Genomic DNA, 16,554 nt, shown 5'->3' with positions numbered 1-16,554 from the left:
ACCCCACTGAATTATCATGTGCCTGTAACACATCAAGGATTTTCATAGGATCTATTCTTACTCATCCTCAATTCAATTGTTCGTATATTTCTATACGTTAGCGTTTGGAGCGTACATTCGCCAGTTCGTCAGTCCCGAACGGGACATTCTCACCATATTCAACTTTTTGTGACTCCCGGCATATCCGTTACATATCCTACCTCTAGGACAATTTCGATAAAGATAAGTCTTCATTACGGTAACCTTCTGCCGACCTTACCGAGCTTCATACAATAACTTTTTGCACGAAATCATTGCATGTCGGGGGATTAGAGGAAGCGTTTCAAGACGTTACTCTATCATTCCACTTCTCAAGTTAAGAGTTCTCCGCTCTTTTAAATTAGTTTTCTCGCTTATTGTTTTCTAAGCGACAAATTACTAGAGCGTGCGCAGTCTTTTCAACTACAAACGTTTCGCACAAATCCAAGCTTCTGTGAAGTAAACAGCGGTCTTTTTCTCAGTATTTCGTTTTCCAAACATCTCACAGAAACGGCCCAAACTGATCATCAGACACAGAGCTTTTCTATCGGCATCTGAATAGAGTTCTGGTGAAATATCATCTTTTGGCAGCGTCAAGCCTTGAATTTCCAATACAGTTGTCTTTTCTTTAAAATCTAGCCCATTATTTTCACCATAAGAAAAGCCTAAACGTAGAATTGAATCGGTAATACTCAATTTTAGGAATCGCCCATATTCATGAATTTTTTCATCTGGATGTTTTTCTAGCCAATCCACTACATGCAACAATCCAACCTGTTCCCCTTTATCACGACGAGCCAGTGTTTTCTGAATCCCTTCTAATACAGCTCCTTTCAATTTGTGTTCTGATCCTAGTGGACTCAATTCATCGATCATATCTTGAGCCACTTGCTTTGCCTCGATTCGATCCAAGTAAACAAACGGGTCCAACACGCCATAGTTTTTCTTCTTATTCACATCTAAGGTGACATAATTGATCCGATTAAGGTGCTGGACAAACAGTGGATAATTCTTCTGGTAATAAGGATTGTTCACCAGCTTATTAAACCATGTTCGTTTTTCAGATTTTGGATCAATGAACAGACTTTGAGCTTCTAAAAACGAACTGTAGAGAAAAATCAATCCGACAAGAAAGGTCTTTCCCTTTCCTGTTTTTCCAGTGACCGCCATATGCGGCGCATCATACAAAGCTCCCCTAATTCCTTCCGCAATTGCCAGCGGATTCAAAAAGATGTACTTATTTGAGGCATAGATCAATTCTTCTAACTCTGTTTTTTCTCCCTTTGATCCCTTCAAACCAACCACATCTTGTCGGCCAATGTACCAGCCTGAATCCATTCCTAATTCGGTAATGGTCCCAAAAAGAAGCTCGGCAATAGCATCCACATTCGTTCGCTGTTTCCAGTGTGTCTGATTTCCAAGCGATTGACCCATTAATAACTTGTAAAATAGTTTGATTTGATCATTCTTACCACGACAAACTTTCACACTTTGACTCAACAATTTGATAATAGTTAAGCTGCGTTGTCGGACTTCTTGTCTTGTATTTCCATACACCACAAAACAGCCTAGCCAATCAATGATGGGTTCTCCATTGTTCATTCGCTCCCTCATGTGCTTCAATAAATAGCGAATTGTCAGCACACGGTCCGTTGGTTCATCTCCGTGTTTTTCTTGATCAGTTTGTTCGTCCTTAAAACGATTGTTCAACCATCCAGCTTTCATTTGGAGTCCTTGAGAGCCCGTTAATTCTGGATAATGAAGTTTCATTCGAAATTCTACAGGAAAGTTCAAATCCTGCGCAAACTGAAAGATATTCATGTTGCTCATATTGTCGGGAAAATTACCAATTGGCAAAATAGATAAAAAACTTTCTCCCAATTCATCTTCTACTTTTAGAATTCCCTTTCCCTTATCGATTGGACGAATCACTGCCGACTGAATATCCTCGATATCCTGCCAATGGTTTTCATCTTCAATCTTATGGGACATTCCACGAATATATTGCAACCGATTCACATAAATCATTTCTTTTTTTTCTAAAGGTCGGATCGAAAACGAGTATAAAAGTTGGGTCACTTCATTTGAAACTTCGCTTATCCAGCCCAATATTTCTTCGCCATTGATCCACTCATACCCAGCAAAGCCTAACACTTCATCAACCAATTCTATCGTCAGCTTAGTGAATACTTCTTTCAAGCTTTCAGCTATGTATTGGTCTTTTATTTTTACTCCTAACAAAAAAGAAGGTCGATAAATCGTACCTTCTCTTTCCAAGAGATTAACGGTTTCACTCGAATAATACTTGCCTAATTCGGGATTCTCCTTATCGAATCCCTCAGATAATTTGGTGAACTTACTAGACAGATTCATCGTTCGAGGAAACATGATCAGTTCCACATCTTCATAAGGTGCCAATAACTGCATCAGATTTGCCATTTGCTCTTTGTTTTCTTGAATAGCATTGGGGTTGTTTTGTGAAATAGTTTTGGGTGACACCTGATAATATGCCCAGATATCATTGTCACTTGTTAATAAAAGATTCTCTTTCAATGCCCGAATCGGACTTTTAATAATGGTCATTGATGCCCCCTTGTTTCATTCTTCTTGCCAATGGAAAATATTATTTCTGGAAAACTCTCTTTAGCTTCTTTATCTGTGAAATAATCAGAGTGTTACTGACTGATTTCTCCTTTTCCTCTTGCTTCTGCTAATAATCGTAATTGTTCACTGATTTTATTTACCTCACAAATACGTTCATCTTCTGCACTTGATTCATTAGTTAGTACCAAATTTGCAAGTTCCAATTTTCTATCCATCAAATAACAAGAGTATTTTATCACCTCACTGTCCGTTAACTTTTCTATCTCTTCAAAAGTTTTAAATATCATCGGCAAAATGATCCTCTTTCTCTATAAACGGCGTGCGATATCGTAAATTACTGGTACAGTCACGCTGTTTCCTGCTTGCTTGTATAATTGACTGTCCGAATTTACTACGGCTGCACGATCAAATGCCCAATCGGGAAAACCCTGTAACCTCCAGCACTCTCTAGGTGTTAGTTTTCGAATTCTATAGTGATCGGTAACCACAGCCTGCATTTCACCTGTTAGAAGTGTATTTGCTATCTGCTTGCCTACCCGTCCTCTGCGAGTCTCTGAGTTGGAATGTGAAACGTTGATACTATCGCCAGGTTCAGGCTCGGCATATCCTTTTGTTGTTGCCTCATTTACCAAAATCTTTGGTTCTTGGCCGCCGCCTTGCATGGTTGACAGAGTAGGAGCTAAACCACCTGATTCATAGACTCTCGAATTTTGCTCATGACTACTTGGTAAATTTCCAGCAATGACAATTCCATGGCGATCTTGTGCAGTAAGAGTAAACATGTCCTCTCCATCAGTTTTCAATCGCCGTCCATTTTGTCTTGTCTCTATTCGGCCGGGACTAAGAATAGGAATTGCAATTTTCAGTGCGTCCTTTTGAGTGGTCGTACTGCACATGGATGGCGATAGACTATCCACTGAGACCACATCGCCACTTTGAGATTTCCCTTTTTTCCTTATGTTTCCTATTTTTTTAATGCGATATTTCTTATCAATCGTTGGGTCATCTCTTTCGAAAGGAAATATTTTTCTGGTACATTTTCCTCTAAGATGTCCGATAATGAAAACTCGCTCCCTGTTCTGTGGAACGTAGTCTTTAGAGTTAAGCACTTGCCATTCAGCGTCATACCCAAGTTCATCCAAGGTTCGCAAGATCGTCTCGAACGTAGCCCCTCTGTCATGGTTGAGAAGTCCTTTGACATTCTCAAGGAAAAGAAGCCGTGGTCTGAGAATAGATGCGAAGCGTGCAATCTCAAAAAAGAGAGTCCCTCGAGTATCTGCGAAACCTCTTCTTTTTCCTGCAACTGAAAAAGTTTGGCATGGAAATCCTGAACTGAGAAGATCGATAGTTCCGAGTCCTCGAATAAACTCATCTGAAACGGTTGTGATGTCATGCATCTCCACCTCATTTTCTGTATCAAATATAGCCTTGTAGCTTTTTCTTGCAAACTTATCGATTTCACAAAAACCAGCACATGTATGTCCTGCTTGTTCCAGACCCAAGCGAAATCCGCCGATTCCTGCGAATAAATCTAAAAATCTCAATCATTCCTCTCCTTTTAAAAAAATTTCCTTTATCACAATAAAAAGACACATACCCCAAGATATGTGCTTTTCGACTATTTAAATCGTAGTTCTTCATCTGCTTCTGATCGTTTATGTGCTTTCCCATTGTAAAAAACAATCTCTCGCCATTGAATCGTCACTATATAAACGACTAGATCAAAAATATAGGAATAAATTTTCTTTCCATCTGGTTGCACCTTGTTCATCAATAGCACACTTCCTGCTGGTAATCCGATATAACACAAGGCTGGAAAGAAAGGCAGCGTGTTGGATATTCCTTGAATCACTTCTCGGAAGATGCCCCACATTAATCCAAGTATTAATAAGAAACTTCCAATGTTTGCGGCTGCAATCGGTGCAGGCAAGCGTCCCAAATTACCTAAGTCTTGTATCCGATATGGTTCTTTAAATGCAGAGTAATAATTGTACGGTTCCCATTTCATGATCAGCTACCAAACAGCTTCCCAATGATCTTTCCCATGCCATCAAAAACCTTCTGAGGATCGTTAAGGAAGAAATAGGCTACTGCGCCCCCTACAAAAGCAGAAACGATCTGTATGACTTTGGATTTCGCAAAGTTCTTGGAAGCTAAATACACCACCAACATGATTATGACGTATTTTCCTTGTTCCAACACCCAATCTGATAATTCTTTTAATCCCATGTTGTTCCCTCCTTGTTGTTACCATGTATGCGACAATTTCTGAACATAATACTTATCCGCTTTTTTTACAACTTCAATCGACATGTTTTCCTGCCAAATCAGTTCCGTTCCTTTATCTTTAAATTTGACTGCCACCTTCACAACAAAGTGATCCTTCTCTTGAAACACTTGCCCACTAATTTGATCAATGGTTGCTGAACCATTTAAACCTTCTGGATCATCCATCATATAACGCATATCTTCTGATGTGTTTTCCGCATACTTTTCTAAGAACTCTTCAATATAGTCCATTACTTTCTCACGGGTCATCCCATCCACTGAATCATAGTTGTTGGAATCATAGCCTAAGATGTTTGCCTTTTCTCTATTTTCCTTTAGCGCTGTAAAGTAAGGGTAAGAAATCACACGACTTCCAACTTTCGATGACTGAAAAGGAATATTCAATAACTGGCTAACGGTGACTTCCTTTACTTGACCCTCTTCATCTTTTGTTTCAATGATATAGGTCACTTTATAGCTGGCAGTCGCAACACCTTCTACTTTTTTCAACGAGGTAAAAGAGGCGGCTTTAAGCGTTCGTTTTCCAAAGAATACAGAATCCCCTTCCTTGATTCCCTTGGCGTAATACTCCTTTAAGAGTGTTTCTTGTCGTAATTTTTGTGTTTCACTATCTTCTGAAACCGCTATGTACAAAGCGACAAAGCGGTTCATAAACGATTCAATTTCAGGTGTCAGGATCACTGAACTGCGGGCTTCTTTTTTACTTTCTTGTTGGATCGTGACCACTTCTTTACCGAGTAAACTCACTTTTATTCGTAAGCCTTGTGTTTGAAGAAAAGCCAAAACACCCGAAATACTCAAGAAAAAAATACCCATCCAGAACAGCCGTTTCATTGTTTTAGTATGGAGTCTTCTTACTTTAGGAATTTTCTCACTCGTCGTTTTTTCTTTTTTCCGAAGAGATTGTTTTTTCATTGTTCAACTAACACCCCTCTTCATCAATTTTTTATCGTTTAAACTTCCAGATCAAGCCGATCATTGAAACCAAACCAACACCGAATGCAGACAAACCGTTGGCTAATACTTCACCTGTGTTTGGCAACACTTTGGTTGTGCCGTCTGCCGCTTTAATTGAAATATTCCCATCTGGTAAAGCCGTTACTTCACCATCAATAGGTGCTAAGCCTGCAGGTGTTTGTTTATACGCCACGCCATCTTTGACAGAGACAATTTGTTCTCCCGTATCCGTCACAACAGGAGATTCTGGTGTCGGCTGATGGATGATTCCTCCCTCATCCTCCTCAGGTGTTGTTGGTTCTTGCGGAGTCTGTGGTGTTTCCGGTTGTTCTGGTTGAGCTGGTGTTTCGGGCTTGTTCGGATTCTCAGATTGTTCGGGTGTCTCTGGTGTTTCAGGAACTTCGGGAATCTCAGGCTCTTCCGGCGTTTCAGGAATCTCTGGTTGTTCAGGTACTTCGGGTGTTTCAGGTTCTACTGGTAATTCTGGATCTGTCGGCAGTTCAGGGTCTGTCGGCAGTTCTCCTGGTAGTTCTTCTTCTAGACCTTCTGATTTCACTAGTTGCTTTTCTTGTTCTGCAGTAGTCGAATGCAACTCATTGGCAAATGCCCTCTGTTCTCCAAGCTGTAACCCACATACAGTCATGCTCGTGATCGTTAATAAGGTGATCGTTCTTTTTTTCATTGTTTATTTTCTCCATTCATTAAAAGTTTACTTCATAAGAATAGCGTGTCATGGATTCATAACATGCTAAAAATAATTGATTCAATCCTGCGATCATTTCCGTGACAAGCTGAACGTACGCTTCATCAGGAAAGATTTCTTTGCATTGTTCAATCACTTCTTTGGTACACCAATTCATAAACTGTTGCCGCTTTTGTTCTCGCTCGTTGATATAGCGAACCCGTTGTTTTACATACCGCTGATACGCTTCTGGATTATTTTTAAATTGAACCTTCATTTCTTTGGGCAACCCGACAAAGGGTTGGGTAGTTGGTTGTATAGTTGCTAACACATCCTCAATCAATTGTCGAAATTCTTGAAACTGAGGATGGTCATACAGAATTTGAAAATCTACCATGTTACATAGAGCCTTTCTTTCGCTCATTCACTGACATCTTCTGTGTTTCAATTTTAATGATTTGAGAGGAATGGTAATAACAGGCACGATGATTCACTTCTATTCCGACAAAAGAATGGCCGTCAAATAGTTTCGCTACTAAGTCTGCCGCTTGATACTTTGAATAATTGGCATATAGGGTATAACAAGCTAAACGACCATCCTCAAATTTTAGAAGGAGTTCATAACGATTTCGCTTAAACCCTCGTCTCCAAGTCAGTTTGTCTTTCCTCTGCAGCCAATCAAATTTGGATGTTAAAGCATACAGAATCACTTTTGTTAAAAACATGAACATGCCCAATACAGCAATAGTTCCGCTCATCGTTTCAATCCTCTTGATTTTTCTTCATATACACAGAGTAACGATCAAGAAAGTCATCTGCCATTTGTTGGATCACATAATTCTGCAGAAACCGATTGTTCTGAATACGCATCATTTCATAGCCCTCCGTAAATTGATCCTCCTCTTCATACCATTTGATTGCTCGATGCTGTTCACTTTGCAAGACAAAAGCATAATCGGATAAGTCAAAAACAGTGACTGAAAGTAATCCTTGCGAGCGTAATAGCTCGATATATCTTTCCGCAAAATGTTCCGCATTCATGATATTTTTTTCTCGTTCTTGAAACAGGTACTCACGAGCTATGACCGCATTGGTCACACTATCACTCAAAAATCGATAATCAGGGGGTCTCTTTTGTTCTGCTTCAAATTGTTGATACAACAGCCACGCATAGCGATATTCTGCTTGCAGATACTCTTTTTCTTTTGGAAAGAATTCATCAATCGAACATAAGCGCCGAATCGCTGATTCAAACAAATAGAGATAATGTTCAATAAACTCTTCTTCTACGATTGGCTCTCCAATAAATTCCATTTCTACAACCTCACCTCCATGAAAAAAAAGCCTTAGATAAAGACTCTTTAGACAAACGATTCAAAATTAATTTCCAAACAGTACATAGTGCGGATCAACCAACATACCTTGAGACAAACTGCGATCCTTACAAACTTGTAGGAATAGGTAAGTTTTTGAGGCTATCTCCAACTTTTCCCCTCCTCCACACCGTGCATGCGACTTTCACCGCACACGGCGCTCCATCTAAACATTTATAGATTAATTGGCTTTAGATTACACTTAGTTCGAAGTAAATTTAGTTTTTCTAGTTGTTCAATTGTCAATTTTAGTTCAACCAAATATTTAAGTATTGTCGGCTTGCTTGTTGCGTGGATCAATTTGTGAACATCTTCGTGTACTATTTTTAAATTGTGATAATTGTCCGTTCCTCCTTGTGTTATTGGAAGGACATGATGGCAATGTAGCTCTTCTGACGTTAGAACCCTTCTTGTAACTTCACACTTTCCACCAACCATTACATACCTAGATAAACGATTATCGACATATTCAACTGATCGACCAGAGTCGCGACGTTTAATCATTTTGGCCATTTCAATTTTTATATCGATGCCTATTCCCTTGTAGAATTTCTGTCGTCCTTCGGACGTATAAGGAGTTGTCCCTGGAATAAAGTTTAGTGGTATTTTAAATTGAACATCTGCTATGGGATACACCCATATTTTATTAATTCTCCATGTTCGATAGTTTTTGCTGTAAAGTTTGGTAAAGGTTTCTGAAGTTCCATACAGTGGTTTACTATATGTTCCTTTTGTCTTAAATCGAATTTTCATTGCCTTCTTAAGCACATAATCTATTTCACAAAACGTTGCTGATACAGTTGTCGCAATTCGATAATAGTTGTGCATACCTAATATTTGATAGTTTAGTAAATTGACATATCCGGGATTTCTTTGAATTCTTTTTATAGTATCTTTGAGTTTTCCAATCATTGTATGTTTACTTGTTTTACTAACATAGGTTCGGGCAGTACACTTCTTACCTTTAGGCACCGCTTTGATTTCAAATCCCAGAAATTCTGAACGTTTCTTTCTCAGATTAGTTATTCCTGATTTTTCTGGTGAAATATCTAGTTTCAAGTGATTTTCTATATACCTTTTTATACTGATATACCAGCGTTTCGCCATATCGTAAGATCGGGTCAACAACTTGAAATCATCCGCGTATCTAATAAGATATCCTTCTTTGAGTTTCGTTCCTTTTAAGGCTCGATGTAGTTTTCCTTTAGAGTATTTATGCTTTGAATTAAAATTTTCCCATTGGGAAGATACCCACTGATCTAAATCATTCAGAACAATATTAGCTAGTAATGGAGATAAAACTCCACCTAATGCACAGTAAAGAATAATGTAAAGTGAAAGCGTAGAAGCCGCATGGATAGGAGTCTTACGGCTAAAACACTACGCATAATAAATTGATTAATAATCAAAGACTATTTAAGAAATCAAGCAATTGATTGTCTTGATTCCATTCTGGTAATTCGTCAGAAGTAATTTTAGGATAGGCTTTTTCAAGTATTTGTCTCTTGGACTCCATGTCTAAGCGAGCGTAGATATCAGTTGTAGAAATATCTACATGGCCTAAAATATCTCGAATATATACGAGGTTTACTCCAGCTTGATATAGATGCATTGCTTTTGAATGTCTTAATATATGAGGGGTTAACCTTTTGGATAAGCTAGAGTGATTTTGCTTTATGACTGTCTCGTATTTTTGGAGAATATACGTGACACCTCCGCGAGTTAATTTCTTTCGTTGCTGGTTAAAGAACAATGGAAATGCTTGGCGGCCGTTTTTCAAAAGATTATTTTCCATCATATATTGTTGTAAAAGACTGACAGTATTTCCCAAAATAGGGACGTTTCTTGTTTTACGACCTTTCCCGGTCAAAGTGATCATTTCTGGATGATCCAGTCTTACATCACAAACCTGTAAATCGCAAAGCTCTTGAACTCTTGCACCAGTATCATAAAGAACACTTAATATGGCTCTATCTCTTCTCCCCGTTGCTTTTAGTGGATTGGGGGCATGCAATAGTTCTTTTGTTTGTTCAACGGTTAAATGAACAATCGTTGATCGCTGACATTTTTTACTGGGTACTTGCAGAATCTGCTGGCATAGATGCATGTAAGCTGGTTCTTGTATTAGCACGTATTTAAAAAATGCATGAATAGCCATTAGTCGTTGATTTCTTGTCGCGATAGAACAGTAACGGTCTGTCTCTAACCAGTTCAAAAAGTCTGTTAACAGCTCTTTTTTGATCATATTGAAACACAATTTTTCTGGTTTTATCCCCTGAACTTCTTGACAAAATTTCAATAATAATCGAAAAGAATCTCGATAAGAAGAAATAGTGTTACTACTCAAATTTCTAACAATCGGTAAGTAGTTTGTAAAGAAGTCCGTCAGGTGTTTGGCAAAATCAGTAGTCTTCATGAGAATCACCAATTTCAGGGATTACATTTACAAAAGTTTCATTCATTCTTTTAGTGATATTTGGAAACACATCTGCTGTCAAATGAAGATAATAAGCAGTATCACTCAGTGATACATGTCCTAAATAAGCTTGTAAAACTGGAAGATACACCTTTAAATCTTTGCTTTCCAAGGTCCATTTCCGAAGACAATGAACAGCGAAAGTATGACGTAAATCATGAACTCTCGGACCTTTTCCACGTCCGCCATGTGGTATCCGTGCTTGCCAGAGAAACTTTCGTAGGTTTTTTTCTACATTTCCCCTGGTCATCGGTTTACCGTGGTAACCCGGGAAAAACCAATCTTCGGGTTGAGAAAATAGGTGAACGGTCTGAAAAAAACTATTTAGTCGTTTTAACATTTCTGGAGAAAGCGGTAATTGTCGAAATTTTCCCAGTTTAGCATTTACTATCTTAATCACACCAATTGTTAAATCTATATCTTGAACTTTCAGTAATCGTGCTTCTGACAATCGCATACCGCAGCTGTAAAGTAATCTGAAAAATTCTGGCATTACCAAATGTCGATAGGGAACTTGAGAACAATAGTGACATTGATCTGCTTGAAAAAATATTTTCTTTAATTCCTGATTTGTATAGATATGAGGAATGTAACGTGTAGGTCTTGGCATCATTCCTCTTGGAAAGATAAATGCATCAAGACCAAGTCGAGTCATATATTTAGCTAGTTCTTTGATTGGTGTAATACGATTTTGCAAAGTAGCTGCCTTTTCTGTGGGTCGTTTCTTTGACCAATCCATCACTAAATCAACTGTTAAATTTTTTTCATCATGATAATAGTCAACACAAAATTTATCAAAACGACGTAGAATCTGTACTTCAGATTCGTATTTGTAGCCTAATGCTCTTTTTTGTTCAATTAATCCTATGATATAAGACGCAAACCTTGAGGAAAACAACACTATTCCACCTCCGGACTAAGCGCACATTCGCTAAGTAGCCGAAGGCTGCTTTTTAGGTAAATAGGTGTAGATTCAGTACTTTGATGTCCGAGAATATCTGAAATTTCTTGGATAGGCGTATGATTTTCAAGCAATGTTGTAGCTAAGGTATGACGCAAAGAATGCATACCAATTTTTTTCTCTTTTGTAACTGGAATCTTCGCAACTCTCATATGTTTGACAATCATCTGATGGAGATGATCATTATCCGAAAAAGCTCCAATAGGTGCAAGATGGCGAAGAAAGATGTAAGGCGAATCACTGATAGGACGGCCATTTTTAATATAATCAATGATTGCCCAACCCACGTCCTTCAAAAGCGGTAATCGAACAGTATTATTCGTTTTTGATTGTGCAAATTCTAAATAATTCTCATCCCAGTTCAAACTAGAAAAAGTTAAGTGTTTAATATCTATACATCGAAGCCCCAAACGCGCGACTAAAAGAATAATCGCGTAATCTCTTTTACCCGAAGGGTTTTCTCTGTCGATTGCGTTTACTAATTTATAGAGATCATCCTTATCCCAAACTGACGGAATAATCGTTTGGTTTGGAACATGAATTGTAGGGATTAGAACGGTACAATCGGTTTTTAAGACATTTTCTTTATACAAAAAGCGTAGAAAGGATCGAGTGCCACACAAAACAAACTCAACCATTTTAGGACGATAACCTAATAGTGTTTTGACAAAATCATTTAGGTTAGAAGCTGTTATTTGTTCAAGAATAATCCCATTGCCCTCTATGAAGTACAAGAAATTTTCCGCGGTTCTACTATAACTTTCTTGTGTAGATTTAGCATATTCAGCGAGATAACATTCTCTTTCAAACCGTTCCAATAGTTTTAAGTGTTTCGCCTGATTAACTTTATTTAGAGTTTGATTATAACGCCGAAGAACAATCCCGTGTTGTTGGAAGTCACCTAGCATACGGACGATTCGGAATAAATACACATTACTTTGAGTGAGTGTGCCAGCTTGTTCTTTAGCGAAGAAATCACATTTCTCATCAACATAGCGCATAGCGACGGATTCTGAAAAATAAAATTCATTTTGTGAATCAAAATAGTCAGTGAGTCTTTTCCAGTTACTTCGATAATAATTTAGAGTGGCTTCTTTATAACCAACCCTTTGAAGCTCTTGATCCAGCAGTTTGATAAGTTCTTTTAGCTTTACTTTTTCTTTCATGTTCTTGCCTCCAAAATGTATTTTTAGGGATATCCCTAAAAATAATCTTGGCAGGATATAATTCATTAATCAATTTATTATGCGTAGTGTTTTAGCCGTAAAACTCCTATCCATGCGGCTTCTACGCTTTCACTTTACATTATTCTTTACTGTGCATTAGGAGGCTTATGCTAAGCTACACATAACCCACCCTGTGGCGTGCCTTTTGTTGGACACCCTTCACCCTCAATCTCAGTTTTTAATATCTTGCTGATGATCGCAATTATTTTGTAGTCTTGGATACCCAAGTTCCACAATTGCTTTTTGAGAAGATTATGATTCACATTGTCGAAAAAACCTTTTATATCGACGTCTACCACATAATGCAGTTGAGCACTATTTATTAGACTGTGCATCCTCCCCATTGCTTGGGATACATTTCTTGATGGTCTAAAACCATAGCTATGTTTGAAAAATTTTGCTTCTGCTATCGGTTCTAGAACTTGCTTGATGCACTGTTGAATAATTCGATCATAAAGATTTGGAATACCTAACGGACGTTTCTTTCCATTCTTTTTAGGGATATACACTCTTCGAACGCTTTTTGGGTGATAATTAGCCAATTTCTGTCGAATGATCTCGACAAATTCTTTCTCACTCAAATTTTCTATCTCATGAATGGTCATTTCATCTGTTCCTGGTGTTTTTGAACCCGAATTACGTTTAATGCTGCGGTATGCTAGTAGAATATTTTGTTTTAATACAATGAACTGATACAACTTCTTGAATTGTTTTCCCTGTGAACTTTCTTCATATAACTGATCAAACAAATTTGTCAGACCGTAATATTCAATACTTCTTTCCAATGTGCTCAAGTAGGCATACCTCCTTGCTTTGGTATTCTCCTAGTCTTACTCGAATCCTGAGCTTCATCTTTCGCTTGTTAATCTTATTTGTTTAGACTTGGGACCATCCCTCCACGTTGATTAGACGTTTCATTGGTACTATGTCCCTACCATCACAGAAACAAATGATGTTACCATCAACCTTCCCAGTAATAGCTGGTTGATATAGAAGTTTTCTGCTTTCCACGTTCCTATTTTTCTAGCTTTTATTCACTATACTTAGATGGCTAGCTATGAACCTGTAAATTTATCATTTCTTTGCTAATGATACCGTTGTTCCTAATCTCGATTCGTACTAAACGGTAATTTACCACACCTTTGTGTGCCAGAGCCTTTCGCACTCTGTCCTGCTTTAGATTCGTACATTCGCTGCTTTGTCAGACATCCATATGTCATTCTCATCATATATAGCTTTTAGCCTCCCGGCCTATAGGTTACATATTCTGCCTCCAGAACACATTCCTCAGCTTAAACTGTTAGGGTAACTCTCAGCCGACTTCACCTGACTTCACACAAATTTGATCTATCACTCTTATTTGCATGCAGGAGTCTCAGAGGAAAGGTTTCAACCAGCATGATGGTCTCATTCCCCTTCTTGAAAAATAAGTTCTCCCTTCCTGTCGGAAGGTGTCTGGTTTCGTTTATACACTTATCCAGAAACGTGTCGTACCAAAATGCAAATGATTCCCTGTACTATTACCGGTACTTCCCACAAATCCAATAGTCTGGCCTTGTTCGACTTGATCCCCAAGTTGAACGAGATACTGTTGCTGGTGCGCATAAAGAGTCGTCATTCCATCATCATGTTCAATAGCTACTACATTGCCCCAGCTATAATGAAACTTTGCCATAATGACGGTTCCTTTTTTACTCGCATGGATTGGTTCGCCTCGACCTGCAGCCAAATCCAACCCACGATGGAATTCTGATCCACGGTTTCCATACGAGCTCGAAATGGTGTAATGATTCAAAGGAATTTTGTATCCGGTGGCACTAATTGATGCACCTTGAATTTCTTTGTCGTATTCTGTCAGTTCATACGTTTCAATCAGACCATTTAGTTTTTGATCATATTGCGTGTCTGTCGCATAACGACCCGTCAAAAACTTCGTTGCTTCTTGATAGGCTTTCGCATTCGATTTCCACACCCCTGCATAATACTCAGAATCTCCTGTCAAACCTTCCCTTAATAGTGTGGCATAATCATTGAAACAATCTTCATAGTTCTCATAGACTCGAAAGCCAGCTTGCGTCGCATAAAGCGTACCATTTCCTAAGTCTTCTTGTGTCGCCATTGAAACCGATTTACCTTTGTGGGTTCCCTTGATGCCAAATAAATTGTAATTCGGTGCTTTTGCCAATTGGCTTTGACCGGATGCCGATTCCAAGATTGCTTGGGCAATCATCACTGAGGCATAAAGGTCCTTTTCCTGCCCAATTTCTCGAGCAGACTCTCCTATTTTCCGAATAAAGCTATCAACCGATTCATCTTTTTCAAAATAGATCGCTCCATCTTGAGTGACACTACTTGATGGTACAACGCGGGATAAATCGATAGTTGCTTCTTGATCAATCATGGTTTGTGGTGTCGGTGATTCTTGTGATCTCTCAGTAGCTGGGATCGGTTGTTCTCTGCTTGGTTCTTCCTGTTGGGTTTCTTGCTTGACCTCTTCTTTTAGCTCCTCTTTGGATTCTTCTTTTTTTGGTGGTTCTTGATTGCTTGGTGTTGTAGACTCGGAGGATTTCGTTGGACTACTCGTAGCTTCTGAGTTTGATTGACTACTCGAAATCGTGCTACTTTCATTTGATGTTGCAGTAGTTGATTCTTTGGTTGACTCCTTGATTGATTCACTGCTCGTTTCAGTTGTGTCGGTTGTATCCGTAGCTTTCGTTGCCCGTTGTACCTGCCCTGTTCTTGCCTTTAACGATTGACCTTCTTGGGCAAATACCGTTAAGGGCGTTGAAAGAAATGCTTGCAAACTAAGCATTACCGCCGAAGCAACGGTTGAAAATTTCTTCATTTACTCATCCTTCCCATCCATTCTATTGTTCATGATGTCGTCATATTTCCCAACGCTTAACATTGCCATAAACAGTGCACCTATTGTGCCTCCTGCCATAAAAGCTAAAAGAATCCAAATCATCCTTGTTCCCCTTTCGTGTAAAAGTAGTTGTTAAAACTCCGCCTGTTTGTGAGTGGCTATATGTGTGAAAACCAAAAGCCCCATCAAATAACTGATACCCATGAACACAGGTACTTCATTCAATAGCGTAAATAGATAAATACACAACGCTTGAATGGGCGAATAGATCGGGGGGTGCTTCTTCTGCTTCCAGTCTTTTTTTGATGGATACGCAGGTTTATTAGAACTATTTTGTGAGCTAACCGCTGAATCGTCATTGACTGAATAATTTTCAACTAGGCCTAAACCCAGTTTGATTGAATCACTGGCTTCACTTACTGGATATTCCTTTAGAAATTCTCCTTGAACAACCGCACGATTGGGCGTATTGATCCCACCTTCACATCGAATAAGCGTCAAAACTGCTGGTTCATCCTCATCTGGAATTGCCAACAACTCACCACGAGTCTCATTCACTACGTCATTTTTTGTTGCTAGATATTCATACACATTCGTAAAGTCAGTTGCATAAATGATTTCCTGCAAAGAAGTCTTTGGTAAGTTTCCAAGAGTTCCGCCTCCTTGGACCAAATTGTGAGCTAAAAGAACATAATTACCTCTGGATAATTGTTGATCCTTGTAGTAGGTTCCAACACCGACCATCAAGTTTTGATTCGCCATTCCGGCAAGAATTTTTGAGTGAATATTTGCACTCGGAATAAACAAGGCACCTATGCCCCACTGGTTCACGATTTCTGTATAGCGTAATTGAGCTTTCGCATAAGTTTTTGGTGTAACGGGCTTAATTTGGCGTGGACAATAAACGGCATTCTTTATTTTTCGTTTCTGCTTTTCTTTCGTTTCACCATTGTATTCAATAGGATAGGTTAGTTGTTCTGCCTGCTCATTCGCATGAAGCAATAACTGATAGCCGTAATAGCTTGCCCCAAAAACAATGAGTCCCAAAAGAATCCATAAAAAAGGAACGATTCCCCATATCTTTTTCACGCTTTCCTCCTTA

Annotated in this window: 18 protein-coding genes; all 18 read right to left on the bottom strand. The window is 38.7% G+C overall.

Annotated elements, in window-relative coordinates:
• Positions 1-441: 441 nt before the first annotated feature.
• Positions 442-2,601, bottom strand: a complete 2,160-nt coding sequence (locus IGI52_RS19460; RefSeq protein WP_438782149.1) for an ATP-binding protein — start codon at positions 2,599-2,601, stop codon at positions 442-444.
• A 92-nt stretch (positions 2,602-2,693) separates the two neighbouring features.
• Positions 2,694-2,915, bottom strand: a complete 222-nt coding sequence (locus tag IGI52_RS19455) for a hypothetical protein (RefSeq protein WP_438782148.1) — start codon at positions 2,913-2,915, stop codon at positions 2,694-2,696.
• 15 nt (positions 2,916-2,930) lie between these two features.
• Positions 2,931-4,166, bottom strand: a complete 1,236-nt coding sequence (dcm, locus tag IGI52_RS19450) for a DNA (cytosine-5-)-methyltransferase (RefSeq protein ID WP_438782147.1) — start codon at positions 4,164-4,166, stop codon at positions 2,931-2,933.
• Positions 4,167-4,240: 74 nt separating this feature from the next.
• Positions 4,241-4,630 (bottom strand): TcpE family conjugal transfer membrane protein, encoded by a 390-nt coding sequence (locus IGI52_RS19445; protein ID WP_438782146.1) that lies wholly within the window; start codon positions 4,628-4,630, stop codon positions 4,241-4,243.
• 2 nt (positions 4,631-4,632) lie between these two features.
• Complete coding sequence (locus IGI52_RS19440; RefSeq protein ID WP_438782145.1) at positions 4,633-4,851, bottom strand: TcpD family membrane protein; 219 nt, start codon at positions 4,849-4,851, stop codon at positions 4,633-4,635.
• A gap of 18 nt (positions 4,852-4,869) precedes the next feature.
• The gene (locus IGI52_RS19435; protein ID WP_438782144.1) at positions 4,870-5,826 is read right to left on the bottom strand and encodes a conjugal transfer protein; all 957 of its coding nucleotides are present in this window, start codon (positions 5,824-5,826) and stop codon (positions 4,870-4,872) included.
• Positions 5,827-5,857: 31 nt separating this feature from the next.
• Entirely contained in the window at positions 5,858-6,550 is a 693-nt protein-coding gene (locus tag IGI52_RS19430; RefSeq protein WP_438782143.1) for an LPXTG cell wall anchor domain-containing protein, read from the bottom strand.
• A gap of 19 nt (positions 6,551-6,569) precedes the next feature.
• A complete protein-coding gene (locus IGI52_RS19425) occupies positions 6,570-6,974 on the bottom strand; it encodes a hypothetical protein (RefSeq protein ID WP_438782142.1) in 405 nt (134 codons plus the stop codon).
• Complete coding sequence (locus tag IGI52_RS19420; RefSeq protein ID WP_438782141.1) at positions 6,949-7,308, bottom strand: hypothetical protein; 360 nt, start codon at positions 7,306-7,308, stop codon at positions 6,949-6,951. Before IGI52_RS19420 ends, IGI52_RS19425 begins: the two co-directional genes overlap by 26 nt.
• 4 nt (positions 7,309-7,312) lie before the next feature.
• Positions 7,313-7,864: a hypothetical protein gene (locus tag IGI52_RS19415; RefSeq protein WP_438782140.1), complete on the bottom strand. Its 552-nt coding sequence runs from the start codon at positions 7,862-7,864 to the stop codon at positions 7,313-7,315.
• A gap of 233 nt (positions 7,865-8,097) precedes the next feature.
• The gene (locus IGI52_RS19410; RefSeq protein ID WP_438782272.1) at positions 8,098-9,249 is read right to left on the bottom strand and encodes a reverse transcriptase domain-containing protein; all 1,152 of its coding nucleotides are present in this window, start codon (positions 9,247-9,249) and stop codon (positions 8,098-8,100) included.
• Positions 9,250-9,328: 79 nt separating this feature from the next.
• A complete protein-coding gene (locus IGI52_RS19405) occupies positions 9,329-10,339 on the bottom strand; it encodes a site-specific integrase (RefSeq protein WP_438782139.1) in 1,011 nt (336 codons plus the stop codon).
• Complete coding sequence (locus IGI52_RS19400) at positions 10,326-11,300, bottom strand: tyrosine-type recombinase/integrase (RefSeq protein ID WP_438782138.1); 975 nt, start codon at positions 11,298-11,300, stop codon at positions 10,326-10,328. The genes IGI52_RS19405 and IGI52_RS19400 overlap by 14 nt, the downstream gene beginning before the upstream one ends.
• Positions 11,300-12,526 carry a tyrosine-type recombinase/integrase gene (locus IGI52_RS19395; RefSeq protein WP_438780297.1) on the bottom strand — a complete coding sequence of 409 codons (1,227 nt, stop codon included), beginning with the start codon at positions 12,524-12,526 and terminating at the stop codon, positions 11,300-11,302. Before IGI52_RS19395 ends, IGI52_RS19400 begins: the two co-directional genes overlap by 1 nt.
• A 170-nt stretch (positions 12,527-12,696) precedes the next feature.
• Positions 12,697-13,380 (bottom strand): reverse transcriptase domain-containing protein, encoded by a 684-nt coding sequence (locus tag IGI52_RS19390; RefSeq protein WP_438782137.1) that lies wholly within the window; start codon positions 13,378-13,380, stop codon positions 12,697-12,699.
• 671 nt (positions 13,381-14,051) lie between these two features.
• Entirely contained in the window at positions 14,052-15,431 is a 1,380-nt protein-coding gene (locus tag IGI52_RS19385) for a glucosaminidase domain-containing protein (RefSeq protein ID WP_438782136.1), read from the bottom strand.
• Positions 15,432-15,554: a hypothetical protein gene (locus tag IGI52_RS19380; RefSeq protein ID WP_438782135.1), complete on the bottom strand. Its 123-nt coding sequence runs from the start codon at positions 15,552-15,554 to the stop codon at positions 15,432-15,434.
• Between the two features lie 30 nt (positions 15,555-15,584).
• Positions 15,585-16,541 carry a class A sortase gene (locus IGI52_RS19375; RefSeq protein WP_438782134.1) on the bottom strand — a complete coding sequence of 319 codons (957 nt, stop codon included), beginning with the start codon at positions 16,539-16,541 and terminating at the stop codon, positions 15,585-15,587.
• Between the last annotated feature and the right edge of the window lie 13 nt (positions 16,542-16,554).

The sequence above is a fragment of the Enterococcus sp. DIV0187 genome, assembly GCF_051713785.1.
Classification (GTDB): Bacteria; Bacillota; Bacilli; order Lactobacillales; family Enterococcaceae; genus Enterococcus_A; species Enterococcus_A avium.
Note: the sequence above shows the minus strand (reverse complement) of the source record. Positions and strands in the feature narration are given on the sequence as shown.